The 12,522-nt window shown below is 68.2% G+C and carries 13 protein-coding genes; 9 read left to right on the top strand and 4 right to left on the bottom strand.

All coding sequences use genetic code 11. The features are described 5' to 3' along the window. Positions 1-98: 98 nt before the first annotated feature. Positions 99-1,229, bottom strand: coding sequence for a DNA polymerase III subunit beta (dnaN, locus tag SGA01_RS25410; protein WP_015034855.1), 1,131 nt, complete (start codon positions 1,227-1,229; stop codon positions 99-101). Between the two features lie 910 nt (positions 1,230-2,139). Continuing rightward, on the bottom strand, positions 2,140-3,897 hold the full coding sequence (gene dnaA, locus SGA01_RS25400; RefSeq protein ID WP_079037506.1) for a chromosomal replication initiator protein DnaA: 1,758 nt from the start codon (positions 3,895-3,897) through the stop codon (positions 2,140-2,142). 341 nt (positions 3,898-4,238) lie between these two features. Here dnaA and rpmH point away from each other — a divergent pair, with 341 nt between their 5' ends. The 9 genes from rpmH to SGA01_RS25355 all read left to right on the top strand — a co-directional run bounded on the left by rpmH (position 4,239) and on the right by SGA01_RS25355 (position 10,971). Then, complete coding sequence (gene rpmH, locus SGA01_RS25395) at positions 4,239-4,376, top strand: 50S ribosomal protein L34 (protein WP_003967884.1); 138 nt, start codon at positions 4,239-4,241, stop codon at positions 4,374-4,376. Positions 4,377-4,397: 21 nt separating this feature from the next. Continuing rightward, the gene (gene rnpA / locus SGA01_RS25390; RefSeq protein WP_079037505.1) at positions 4,398-4,769 is read left to right on the top strand and encodes a ribonuclease P protein component; all 372 of its coding nucleotides are present in this window, start codon (positions 4,398-4,400) and stop codon (positions 4,767-4,769) included. Further along, positions 4,766-5,092, top strand: coding sequence for a membrane protein insertion efficiency factor YidD (yidD, locus tag SGA01_RS25385; RefSeq protein WP_057950483.1), 327 nt, complete (start codon positions 4,766-4,768; stop codon positions 5,090-5,092). The genes rnpA and yidD overlap by 4 nt, the downstream gene beginning before the upstream one ends. Positions 5,093-5,095: 3 nt before the next feature. After that, positions 5,096-6,427, top strand: coding sequence for a membrane protein insertase YidC (gene yidC, locus SGA01_RS25380; protein WP_141298771.1), 1,332 nt, complete (start codon positions 5,096-5,098; stop codon positions 6,425-6,427). A gap of 14 nt (positions 6,428-6,441) precedes the next feature. Further along, complete coding sequence (locus SGA01_RS25375) at positions 6,442-6,951, top strand: Jag family protein (protein ID WP_141298769.1); 510 nt, start codon at positions 6,442-6,444, stop codon at positions 6,949-6,951. Positions 6,952-7,068: 117 nt separating this feature from the next. Then, positions 7,069-7,785: a 16S rRNA (guanine(527)-N(7))-methyltransferase RsmG gene (gene rsmG, locus SGA01_RS25370; RefSeq protein WP_055642453.1), complete on the top strand. Its 717-nt coding sequence runs from the start codon at positions 7,069-7,071 to the stop codon at positions 7,783-7,785. 236 nt (positions 7,786-8,021) lie between these two features. Further along, positions 8,022-9,098, top strand: a complete 1,077-nt coding sequence (locus tag SGA01_RS25365; protein WP_079037504.1) for a ParA family protein — start codon at positions 8,022-8,024, stop codon at positions 9,096-9,098. Further along, positions 9,095-10,192 carry a ParB/RepB/Spo0J family partition protein gene (locus SGA01_RS25360; protein WP_141298767.1) on the top strand — a complete coding sequence of 366 codons (1,098 nt, stop codon included), beginning with the start codon at positions 9,095-9,097 and terminating at the stop codon, positions 10,190-10,192. Before SGA01_RS25365 ends, SGA01_RS25360 begins: the two co-directional genes overlap by 4 nt. A 161-nt stretch (positions 10,193-10,353) precedes the next feature. Next, on the top strand, positions 10,354-10,971 hold the full coding sequence (locus SGA01_RS25355) for a GNAT family N-acetyltransferase (protein ID WP_141298765.1): 618 nt from the start codon (positions 10,354-10,356) through the stop codon (positions 10,969-10,971). 82 nt (positions 10,972-11,053) lie between these two features. Here SGA01_RS25355 and trxA read toward each other — a convergent pair whose 3' ends face one another. Both trxA and trxB read right to left on the bottom strand, forming a co-directional pair. Further along, positions 11,054-11,386, bottom strand: coding sequence for a thioredoxin (trxA, locus tag SGA01_RS25350; protein ID WP_141298763.1), 333 nt, complete (start codon positions 11,384-11,386; stop codon positions 11,054-11,056). Between the two features lie 48 nt (positions 11,387-11,434). Beyond that, complete coding sequence (gene trxB / locus SGA01_RS25345; protein WP_055642448.1) at positions 11,435-12,400, bottom strand: thioredoxin-disulfide reductase; 966 nt, start codon at positions 12,398-12,400, stop codon at positions 11,435-11,437. Between the last annotated feature and the right edge of the window lie 122 nt (positions 12,401-12,522).

Raw genomic sequence — 12,522 nt, 5'->3', positions numbered from 1 at the left:
ACGCCCGGACCCGTGCGCACACCTGTGGGGTCAGCCGCTCAGGCGATGCCCCGGCTGGGTCTTCCCGGGGGGCGACCCCCGGACCCCCCGACCTGGGATCAACCGGACAGACGAACCGGCATGATCAGGTACTTGTAGGCCTCGTCCGCCTCGGCGTCCAGGGCCGGCTTGCCGCTGAGCAGCGCCGGCTTGGTGGAGGTCGTGAAGGAGAGCTGGGCGACCGGGGAGTCGATCGCGCTCAGGCCGTCCAGGAGGAAGGTCGGGTTGAAGGCGATCGAGATGTCGTCGCCCTCCAGCTGCGCGTCCACACGCTCCACAGCCTGTGCGTCGTCGCTGGAGCCGGCTTCGAGGATCAGCACGCCCTGCTCGAAGCTCAGCCGGACCGGGGTGTTGCGCTCGGCGACCAGGGCCACGCGCTTGACGGCCTCGACGAAGGGCGCCGTCTCGATCACCGCGACCGAGTTGAACTCGGTGGGGAAGAGCGTGCGGTACTTCGGCAGGTCGCCCTCGAGCAGCCGGGTGGTGGTGCGGCGGCCCGCGCCCTCGAAGCCGATCAGGCCCTCGCCCTTGCCGGAGCCCGAGAGCGCCAGGGTGACCGTGTCGCCGCTCGTGAGCGCCTTCGCGGTGTCCAGGAGGGTCTTCGCGGGCACCAGGGCGACCGCGGAGGCGTCCGGGGACTCCGGCTTCCACAGGAACTCGCGGACCGCGAAGCGGTAGCGGTCGGTGGAGGCCAGGGTGACCGTGTCGCCCTCGATCTCGATGCGCACACCGGTGAGGACGGGCAGCGTGTCGTCACGGCCGGCGGCGATGGCCACCTGCGCGGCGGCGGAGGCGAAGACCTCACCGGGGACGGTGCCGGTCGCGGTGGGCATCTCCGGCAGGGCCGGGTACTCCTCCACAGGCAGGGTGTGGAGGGTGAAGCGGGAGGAGCCGCAGACCACGGTCGCCCGTACACCGTCTGTGGAAATCTCCACCGGACGGTTGGGGAGGGCGCGGCAGATGTCGGCGAGCAGTCGGCCGGAGACCAGGACGGTGCCGTCCTCCTCGACCTCGGCCTCGACGGAGACACGCGCCGAGACCTCGTAGTCGAAGCTCGAGAAGCTCAGCGCGCCGTCCTCGGCCTTCAGGAGAAGGCCTGCGAGCACGGGAGCCGGCGGACGGGCCGGGAGGCTGCGGGCCACCCAGGCCACCGCCTCGGCAAGTACGTCGCGCTCCACCCGGATCTTCACCGGAACCGCCTCCTGCTTGTTGCTGGCTCTTCGTCGACTGCGGGAACCAGTCTGACGTACGCCGCCGACACTCGGTGCTGCTCGGGGTCAAGTCGCGACGAGAGCGTGCCGGAGCTCCGGCGGCGAGTTGTGCACAGGCCCCACTTCGAAGCGGATTCCTAGCTAACTCTAAGTGGGAGTAGTAGTAGGGCCTGTGGAAACGGTGGATAACGTCGTTTTCGCAGGTCAGGCCCAGTTTTTTGTCCACCGACCCTGTGGGTGGAACCCGTGGAAAACCAGGGCTCTCTGTGGACACCGAAAAGTTCTGCACACCCGGTACACAGGCCATGGGGAGTTCTCCCCAGCGCTGTCCCCAGCTTTCCCCAGGTTCCCCACAGCCCAAACGTCTCCCTTGGTGTGACCGCTTTCACTCGGCCCGGTGAGCGGGGGTGTTTGGTTGCCGAACAGTGGACAGCAGTGTGGAGAAGCTGTGGGCAACCGGCGGCCCCCTGTGGGTAGCCGGTGGACAACTTTCGGGACCTCCTGTGGACGAAGATTTCATCCACAGCCTGTGGATGATGGTTGCCAACAAATCCACAAGGGCTTGACCTGGGGTGATGACCTGTCAACAGCTCGGCCTGTGGACACGTTCCGGATAACTCGACAGTCCCCACCCTGTGGACGGGAGATCATCCCCCAATCTGTGGAGAACCCGCCACCGGAACGGAGTAATCGAACACCCCGCGCTCGTACACAGCTGTGCACAGCGAACAGGGGCGCCCCCGGAGCGGGTTCGAGACCGCCCCGGAACGGGTGCAAGAGCGCCCCAGAGCGGGTTGGAGAGCTCCCCGGAGCGGGTTCGAGAACGCCTAAAGGGCGCCCCAGGAGTGGTCCCGGGGCGCCCTTTAGGCACTGCTGTCGTGGCGGTCCGTCAGCCGTTCTTGATGCGGTTCGTGAGCTCGGTGACCTGGTTGTAGATGGAGCGCCGCTCCGCCATCAGGGCACGGATCTTCCGGTCCGCGTGCATCACCGTCGTATGGTCGCGGCCGCCGAACTGCGCGCCGATCTTCGGCAGCGACAAGTCCGTCAGCTCACGGCACAGGTACATGGCGATCTGCCGCGCCGTCACCAGGACGCGGCTGCGCGACGATCCGCAGAGGTCCTCCACCGTCAGCCCGAAGTAGTCGGCGGTGGCCGCCATGATCGCCGGCGCGGTGATCTCCGGAGAGCTGTCCTCGCCGCCGGGGATCAGGTCCTTGAGGACGATCTCGGTGAGCCCCAGGTCCACCGGCTGCCGGTTGAGGCTCGCGAAAGCCGTCACCCGGATCAGCGCCCCCTCCAGCTCGCGGATGTTCCGCGAGATCCGGGAGGCGATGAACTCCAGCACCTCCGGCGGGGCGTTGAGCTGCTCCTGCACCGCCTTCTTGCGGAGGATCGCGATCCGCGTCTCCAGTTCCGGCGGCTGCACGTCGGTGGTGAGACCCCACTCGAAGCGGTTGCGGAGCCGGTCCTCCAGGGTCACCAGCTGCTTGGGCGGCCGGTCCGAGGAGAGCACGATCTGCTTGTTGGCGTTGTGCAGCGTGTTGAAGGTGTGGAAGAACTCCTCCTGCGTCGACTCCTTGCTCGCGAGGAACTGGATGTCGTCGACGAGCAGGATGTCCACATCGCGGTAGCGCTTGCGGAAGGCGTCGCCCTTGCCGTCGCGGATCGAGTTGATGAACTCGTTGGTGAACTCCTCGGAGCTCACGTACCGCACGCGCGTGCCGGGATAGAGGCTCCGCGCGTAGTGCCCGATCGCGTGCAGCAGGTGGGTCTTGCCGAGCCCCGACTCCCCGTAGATGAAGAGCGGGTTGTACGCCTTCGCCGGCGCCTCGGCCACGGCGACGGCTGCGGCGTGCGCGAAGCGGTTCGAGGAACCGATGACGAAGGTGTCGAAGAGGTACTTGGGGTTCAGCCGCGCGTGCTGCTCACCCGGCGCGCCGGCGCCCTGCCCCGAGGAGGAGGAACCGGGAGCGCCGTGCATCGGACCGCCGCCCGGCCGGGGGCCGGGGCGAGCGCCGGGGCCCTGCGGGTCGGGCAGCTCGGCGCGCTCGGGCCGCTGCGGCTGCTCGTAGCCCCGCGGGGGCTCGTCGTAATGCGTCTGCCGGGACTGCTCCGGACCGGTGTACGGCGCGCGCTCCTGGTAGCCGCCGAGCCGCGGCTGCTGCCAGGACAGGTCCTCCTGGGTGCGCGGCCAGGCGCCGGGGTCGGGCCGCTGCGGCTGCTGGTAGTCCGGGTAGGCCGGGCGCGCGGTGGGCAGCCCGTCGTCGGGCATCGGACGGTGACCGTAGCCTTCGTACTTCTCGTACGGCTCGGGCTGCGGCCGCTCGTCGTAGCGGGGCTGCTGCACGGGAGGCGCGGGCGGGGTCGGCTCGCCGACGGAGTCGTCGACGGTGATCGCGATCCGGATCGGGCGGCCGCACTCACGGCTCAGGGTCTCGCTGATCAGCGGGGCGAGCCGGCCTTCGAGGACGCGCTTGCCCCACTCGTTGGGCACGGCGAGAAGGGCGGTGTCCGCGACGAGGGCCAGCGGCTGGCAGCGCTCGATCCACTGCTTGTCCTTGGCCTCGATCCCCTGCTGTCCCTCGCCGAGGAGCTGCTCGAGGACGCGTGGCCACACTGCGGCAAGATCGGCAGGTACGTCAGCCACGGGGCACGCTTTCTACGGGTCCGTGAGGACAGGGCAGGACAGAACGGAAAAGACTGTGGAGTCTCACCACGGTAGTCGGGGCGGCTGACGTGGTTCAAGTTGTTGTCCACAGCCTGTGCATAATGGACCATGGCGACAGGTCGGTTTGACCGGATGGCGTAGCCGCGCGTACCGTGACCAGGTCGAGTTGTCGATGGCTGCTGCCGCCTGCCTCCGATGGGCAAAGATCACGATTCTGTGGTCGCGAAGCGGTGCTATCGGGCGTTACGAGCTACTCGTGGGCGCACGGTGACAGCCAGGCGATGTCCCGCCACCACCCGAATCATTTCTGGAGCCCCCGAGTGAGCAAGCGCACCTTCCAGCCGAACAACCGTCGTCGCGCGAAGACCCACGGCTTCCGCCTGCGCATGCGTACCCGCGCCGGCCGTGCCATCCTGGCGAACCGCCGTGGCAAGGGTCGCTCGAGCCTGTCCGCCTGATCCACTTAAACAGGTCATGACGTGCTGCCTACCGAGAATCGGCTGAGGCGGCGCGAGGACTTCGCAACCGCGGTACGCCGAGGTCGCCGGGCCGGTCGCCCGCTCCTCGTCGTCCACCTACGCAGCGGTGCAACGGACCCGCACGCGCCTGGGGAGAGCGCTCCCCCGACGCGTGCGGGTTTCGTCGTGAGCAAGGCCGTAGGCGGTGCGGTCGTACGCAACCAGGTGAAGCGTCGCCTGCGCCATCTCCTCCGAGACCGACTCATCGAGCTGCCCCCCGGTAGCCTGGTGGTCGTACGGGCGTTGCCCGGAGCCGGTGACGCCGATCACGCACAGCTGGCCCGAGACCTGGACGCCGCTTTTCAGCGGTTGCTGGGAGGGGGCGCGCGATGAAGTACCCGCTGCTGGCTCTCATCAAGCTGTACCAGTGGACGATCAGCCCTCTTCTGGGGCCTGTCTGCCGGTACTACCCGTCGTGTTCCCACTACGGATTCACGGCCATCGACCGGCATGGCGCGATCAAGGGCACGGCCCTGACCGCCTGGCGCATCCTGCGGTGCAACCCGTGGTCGCCCGGCGGTGTGGACCATGTCCCCCCGCGGAAGCGTCCTCGCTGGCACGAAATGCTGAGGAACGCGCTGCGCGGCGACAAGGGCGGGTCCACCGCCGAGCCGAGCCCGGCCGCCGAGACCTCGCCCAATGCTCAAGGAGCCTGATTAGTGGACACGATTGCCAGTCTGTTCAGCTTCATCACGACACCTGTCTCATGGGTGATCGTCCAGTTCCACAAGGTGTACGGGGCGATCTTCGGCCCTGACACGGGCTGGGCCTGGGGCCTGTCCATCGTGTCCCTCGTGGTGCTGATCCGTATCTGCCTGATCCCGCTGTTCGTCAAGCAGATCAAGTCGACCCGGAACATGCAGGCGCTCCAGCCGAAGATGAAGGCGATCCAGGAGCGCTACAAGAGCGACAAGCAGCGTCAGTCCGAAGAGATGATGAAGCTGTACAAGGAGACGGGTACCAACCCGCTCTCCTCGTGCCTTCCCATCCTGGCGCAGTCGCCGTTCTTCTTCGCTCTGTACCACGTGCTGTCCTCGATCGCCTCGGGCAAGGAGATCGGTGTCATCGACGGCCCGCTGCTCGCCAGCGCCCGTCAGGCACACATCTTCGGCGCCCCGCTGGCCTCGAAGTTCACGGACACCGCTGCCGAGGTGGCCGCTCTCGACGCTTCGCTGACCTCGGTCCGCATCGTCACCGCGGTCATGATCGTGATGATGTCGGCCTCGCAGTTCTTCACGCAGCGCCAGCTGATGATGAAGAACGTCGACCTCTCGGTGAAGACCCCGTACATGCAGCAGCAGAAGATGCTGATGTACATCTTCCCGGTGATCTTCGCCGTCATGGGTATCAACTTCCCCGTCGGTGTCCTCGTCTACTGGCTGACCACCAACGTGTGGACCATGGGCCAGCAGATGTACGTGATCAACCAGAACCCGACCCCGGGCAGCAAGGCGCAGGACGCCTACCTGGGACGTCTGCTGAAGAGCGTCACGCACCACGGTGAGGTCAAGGGCCGCCGCCGGAAGAGCGTCGTCAAGGTCATCGTCGCCAAGGGCGGCGACCGCAACGAGAACGAGCGCCGCTTCTTCACGGGTCTGTCCAAGGCCGGCTTCGCGGCCCAGGCCGACGGCACCGTGATCAAGAGCGACACGATCGTGGCCGAGACCGAGAGCGGCGCCGCCGCCAAGCGGCAGCAGCCCAAGCGCCAGACCAAGGCCCAGCGCCAGGCCGCCGCAGCACAGCAGGCCGTGACGAAGGACGCCGAGGAAGGCTCCGAGCCGGCCGCCGAGCAGGCGACCACCTCGCTGGAGAAGAAGCCGCAGGGTTCGGCGAAGGCCGACGCTGAGGTCGAGACGAAGGACGAGGCGAAGGACCAGGCGCAGGGCGACAAGCCCGCGCGTCCCCGCGCCAACTCCGGAGGCTCCCGCCAGGGCAAGTCCGGTCAGCGCAAGGGCCAGCAGCGGCCCAAGCACCCGTCGTCCAAGAAGTAAGAAGGAGACCATCCGTGACGGAAGGCATCACCTCCGCCGCCGAGGGTGGCGACACCCTGACCCGCCTGGAGCAGGAGGGTGAGATCGCGGCCGACTACCTCGAGGGTCTCCTCGACATCGCCGACCTCGACGGCGACATCGACATGGACGTCGAGGCGGACCGCGCCGCGGTCTCGATCGTCAGCGACTCCAGCAGCCGCGACCTGCAGAAGCTCGTGGGTCGCGACGGTGAGGTCCTGGAGGCTCTCCAGGAGCTGACCCGCCTGGCCGTGCACCGTGAGACCGGTGACCGCAGCCGGCTCATGCTCGACATCGCCGGTTTCCGCGCCCAGAAGCGCACCGAGCTCGCCGAGCTGGGCGCCAAGGCCGCGGACGAGGTGAAGTCCAGCGGGCAGCCGGTCAAGCTGGACCCGATGACCCCGTTCGAGCGCAAGGTCGTGCACGACGCGATCGCCGCCGCCGGTCTGCGCAGTGAGTCCGAGGGCGAGGAGCCGCAGCGCTTCGTCGTCGTACTTCCGGCCTGATCCTTCTCGTAGTGTCGGCCCCGTCTGTTCGCAGGCGGGGCCGATCTTTGTCAGCCTGATAGTCAGCCACCACAGTGCGCTCGCAGGGATTGCGTGCGGTACGGAAGGACGGTTCCCGTGACGGAGGCAGCGGAGCTCCCGGAGGCGCCGGAGCAGGCGCGCACAGTTTTCGGTGAGTACTTCCCGGAGGCCGTGCGGTACGCGGAGCTTCTCGCGGACGCGGGTGTGAAGCGCGGCCTGATCGGCCCGCGCGAGGTCCCGCGGCTGTGGGAGCGGCACATGCTGAACTGTGCCGTCCTCTCGGAGGTCGTCCCCGAGGGCGTCACGGTCTGTGATGTGGGCTCGGGCGCCGGTCTTCCCGGCATCCCGCTGGCTCTGGTCCGGCCCGACCTCAAGATCACTCTTCTGGAGCCGCTTCTGCGCCGGACGAACTTCCTCCAGGAAGTCGTCGAGCTGCTGGGCCTCGACCATGTGACCGTGGTCCGTGGTCGCGCGGAGGAGATGCTCGGCAAGATCACCCCCGTCCACGTGGTGACCGCTCGCGCGGTGGCCCCGCTGGACCGGCTGGCCGGCTGGGGCGTTCCCCTGCTCCGCCCGTACGGCGAGATGCTGGCCCTCAAGGGCGACACCGCGGAGGAGGAGCTCAACGGCGCCCGCGCCGCGCTCTCCAGGCTCGGTGTGGTGGAGACCTCGGTGCTGCACGTGGGCGAGGGGATCGTCGATCCGCTGTCCACGGTCGTCCGGGTCGAAGTCGGCGAGAGCCCTGGTGGTGTGCGGTTCGCGGCCAAGCGCGCCAAGGCCGCCCGGACCAGCAAGACCCGTCGACGCCGCTGAGCGTCGCATACGTACCATTTCGGAGTGTCGAACGGCTCCGACCGTGCAGCAGGGGCATGGTGTTTCACGTGAAACGTCACTCCCTGCTGCAGGGGATCATCAGCCGCGGTCGCGCGGCTGCCACGCCCCGGGACCGTAAGCCTCGCGTGAAGCCACTCGCGAGGGTTACGGAGTTGTCCACTGAGGTGGATTCACCCACAGAACCACCGACCTCGCTGGTTCACGACCCCGAAAGCATGGCAGGCTCTGCTCATCGCGAGCCTGAAGCCGAGGAGAGTGAATCCTTGCGGTCCGACGCCAACATCGCGGGACCGATGACCGATCCGGTCCCCGGTCCCCGAACCGAATCGGTGGGGGAGGATGTTTCACGTGAAACATTGCCCCCGATGGACGACACCCCCATTGGTCGTGCTGCCCAACTGGCAGTAGAAGCCCTGGGTCGTGCCGGTGAGGGACTTCCCCGACCGGCCCAGACGCGCGTGATGGTGGTCGCCAATCAGAAGGGCGGCGTGGGCAAGACGACCACGACCGTCAACCTTGCCGCCTCCCTGGCCCTGCACGGTGCCCGGGTCCTGGTCATCGACCTGGACCCGCAGGGCAACGCTTCCACGGCGCTCGGCATCGACCACCACGCCGAGGTCCCCTCGATCTACGACGTACTGGTGGACAGCCGGCCGCTCTCCGAGGTGGTGCAGCCGGTCCTGGATGTCGAGGGCCTCTTCTGCGCCCCCGCCACCATCGATCTCGCCGGTGCGGAGATCGAGCTGGTGTCGCTGGTGGCCCGTGAGAGCCGCCTGCAGCGGGCGATCCAGGCCTACGAGCAGCCGCTCGACTACATCCTGATCGACTGCCCGCCCTCACTAGGCCTCCTCACGGTGAACGCCATGGTGGCGGGCGCCGAAGTCCTGATCCCGATCCAGTGCGAGTACTACGCGCTGGAAGGGCTCGGTCAGCTTCTGCGGAACGTCGAGCTGGTCCGGGGACACCTGAACCCCGGGCTCCATGTCTCGACCATCCTGCTCACCATGTACGACGGCCGGACGAGGCTCGCCTCCCAGGTCGCCGAAGAGGTGCGCACGCACTTCGCCGAGGAGGTGCTGCGGACCAGCATTCCGAGGTCCGTCCGTATCTCGGAGGCGCCGAGTTACGGCCAGACGGTTCTCACCTACGACCCGGGCTCCAGCGGCGCCCTGTCGTATCTGGAGGCCGCCCGTGAGATCGCCCTGCGGGGTGCTGCCATGCACTACGACCCGCAGCACGCCCATGCAGGGCACCAGAACAACCAGCGCAGCATGTCGGAGGGGATCCAGTGAGCAAGCGACCTAGGGGATTGGGACGTGGGCTCGGTGCGCTGATCCCCGCCGCCCCGCAGGAACAGAAGGTTCCGGCGGTCGGCATCGGGGTGGGCGCGTCCTCCTCCGGCGCGGTCCCCGGGCTGCCCTCGGAGCGGGGCGTGGCCGCCGCGAAGCTCGCGACGCTCCCGCACAGCAGCCCGTCCCCCGACTCGGACGTGTCGTGGGGCGAGGCCGCGGAGGTGGCTCTCCCGGAGGTCCAGGGTGGGGCCTACTTCACCGAGCTTCCGATCGAGGCCATCGTTCCCAACCGGCATCAGCCGCGTGAGGTCTTCGACGAGGACGCCCTGGCGGAGCTCGTCATCTCCATCAAGGAGGTGGGCCTGCTCCAGCCGGTCGTCGTGCGCAAGCTCGGTGACGAGCGCTACGAGCTCGTCATGGGCGAGCGGCGTCTGCGGGCATCGACGACCGCCGGTCTGGAGCGGATCCCGGCGATCGTCCGGGACACCGACGACGAGAAGATGCTCCTGGACGCCCTCCTGGAGAACCTCCACCGGGCCCAGCTGAACGCGATCGAAGAGGCCCACGCCTACGAGCAGCTGCTCAAGGACTTCGGCTGCACCCATGACCAGCTCGCGGAGCGGATCGGGCGTTCCCGACCGCAGATCTCCAACACGCTGCGTCTGCTGCGGCTCTCTCCGCCGGTGCAGCGGAGGGTCGCCGCCGGCGTGCTCTCCGCCGGCCACGCGCGGGCCCTGCTCGGTGTGGAGGACGCGGAGGCCCAGGACCAGCTGGCGTACCGGATCGTGGCCGAGGGCCTTTCCGTGCGTACGGTCGAGGAGATCGTGAGCCTCATGGGCTCCGAGGAGCCCGCCGCGGTCAAGCCGAAGGGCCCCCGGGCCGGGGGACGTGTCTCGCCCGCGCTGACCGATCTCGCCTCCCGGCTCTCGGACCGCTTCGAGACCCGGGTGAAGGTCGACCTGGGGCAGAAGAAGGGCAAGATCGTCGTCGAGTTCGCGTCGATGGACGATCTGGACCGGATCCTCTCGACCCTCGCCCCCGGCGAGGGGAAGGTCATGGACCAGAAGAACGCCCAGCAGGGCGAGCAGGGCTGACGTTCCCGCTGCGTGTGAGGCCGCCCAGGGCGGGTCGGATTCCGGTCATCACCGGAGTCCGGCCCGCCCTTTGCCTTGGAGCGGTGTCCCCTTGATCGACCGGTCGATACGATTCTGAGAGGCGTATCCGTGCTCGAGGGCGAGGGAAGCGAGGGGAAGCCGTGGGGCGTCGGCTCGTACCGCTCACGCTGGACAACCTTCCGGATCTGCCCCGGCGATGTCGCTCCTGTGTCTTCTGGGAGCTCGACCCGGTGAGTGGGGAGGCCGCCGTGAAGGCGGGGCGTCCGGAGACGGAGAAGGAGGCCTGGATCTCCGCCGTTCTCCTGGAGTGGGGTTCCTGCGGGCGGGTGGTCTACGTGGACGAGGTGCCGGTCGGCTACGTCCTCTACGCTCCCCCGGCCTACGTGCCGCGGTCGACGGCTTTCCCGACCAGTCCGGTGGCGGCTGACTCCGTCCAGCTGATGACGGCCTGGATCATGCCGGGATACCAGGGCCAGGGGTTGGGCCGGATGGTCGTGCAGACCGTGGCCAAGGACGTGATGCGGCGGGGCTTCAAGGCCATCGAGGCGTTCGGTGACGCCCGGTGGAAGGAGCCGGCCTGCGTGCTGCCGGCCGACCACCTTCTTGCCGTCGGCTTCAAGACCGTCCGGCCGCACCATGCGTTCCCCCGGCTGAGGCTGGAACTCCGGACGACGCTCTCCTGGAAGGAGGACGTCGAGATGGCTCTGGATCGGCTTCTCGGCGCCGTACAGAAGGAGCCCGCGCTGCGACCGCTCTGACTGACCTCGGGACACGAGAAAGGCCCGCCCCAGGAGGGGCGGGCCTTTCGTGTTTCACGTTTCACGTGAAACAGAGAGCGTGTCAGCCGTTCGCCGGCGCGACGAAGTCTGCCAGGTCGCGCAGGATCGCGGCCTTCGGCTTGGCACCGACGATCGTCTTCACGACCTCGCCGCCCTGGTAGACGTTCAGCGTCGGGATGGACATGACGCCGTACTTGGCAGCCGTGGCCGGGTTCTGGTCGATGTTGAGCTTCACGATCTCGATCTCGCCGTGCTCGGCGGCGATGGCCTCCAGCGACGGGGCGATCTGGCGGCACGGGCCGCACCACTCGGCCCAGAAGTCCACCAGGACAGGCTTGTCGCTCTTGAGGACGTCCTCTTCGAAGGAAGCGTCGGTCACAGTCTTCAGGGCCACGGCGGCCTCCTTGTTTTTCGCGGGGTGTGGAGTCAGGAAGAGCGAGGGTCAGACCGCGGGGGTCTCGGCCAGCTTCTCGCTGTCGGCGAGGGCGGCCAGGAAGCGCTCGGCGTCGAGCGCGGCGGAGCAACCGGTACCGGCGGCCGTGATGGCCTGACGGTAGGTGTGGTCGACGACGTCGCCCGCACCGAAGACACCCGTGAGGTTCGTACGGGTCGACGGCGCGGCCACCTTCAGGTAACCCTCGTCGTCCAGCTCCAGCTGGCCCTTGAAGAGCTCGGTCCGCGGGTCGTGGCCCACGGCGATGAAGAGGCCGGTGACGGCCAGCTCGCGGGTCGCGCCGGTCTTGGTGTCGCGCAGGGTGAGGCCGCTGAGCTTCTGCTCGCCGTGGATCGCGGTGACCTCGCTGTCCCAGGCGAACGAGATCTTCGGGTCGGCGAAGGCACGCTCCTGCATGGCCTTGGAGGCACGCAGGGTGTCGCGGCGGTGGACGATCGTGACGGACTTGGCGAAGCGCGAGAGGAAGGTGGCCTCCTCGATCGCGGTGTCGCCACCGCCGACGACGGCGATGTCCTGGTCCTTGAAGAAGAACCCGTCGCAGGTGGCGCACCAGGAGACACCGCGGCCCGAGAGCGCGTCCTCGTTGGGGAGGCCGAGCTTGCGGTGCTGGGAGCCCGTGGTGACGATGACGGCCTTGGCGCGGTGCACGGTGCCGGCGGTGTCGGTGACGGTCTTGATGTCACCGGTCAGGTCCACGGCGATGATGTCGTCGGGGACGAGCTCGGCGCCGAAGCGCTCGGCCTGGGCCCGCATGTTGTCCATCAGGTCCGGGCCCATGATGCCGTCGCGGAAGCCGGGGAAGTTCTCGACCTCGGTCGTGTTCATCAGGGCGCCACCGGCGGTGACGGCACCCTCGAAGACCAGAGGGTTCAGCGACGCTCGGGCCGTGTAGAGCGCAGCGGTGTAACCCGCGGGCCCCGAGCCGATGATGATCACATTACGGACGTCGCTCACGGGTTTCTTCCTCGTCTCTGCAGACTGCCACTGCCTACGGGGGCGGTTGTCTCGGTCACTCTCACCCCACCCAACGGATCCTACGGGGGATGCATTCCCGAGATTGCCGCGCGGCACGTGGC

Source organism: Streptomyces gardneri (genome assembly GCF_006539185.1).
Classification (GTDB): Bacteria; Actinomycetota; Actinomycetes; order Streptomycetales; family Streptomycetaceae; genus Streptomyces; species Streptomyces gardneri.
The sequence above is the reverse complement of the archived record's forward strand: the minus strand, read 5'-3'. Positions and strand labels throughout refer to the sequence as shown.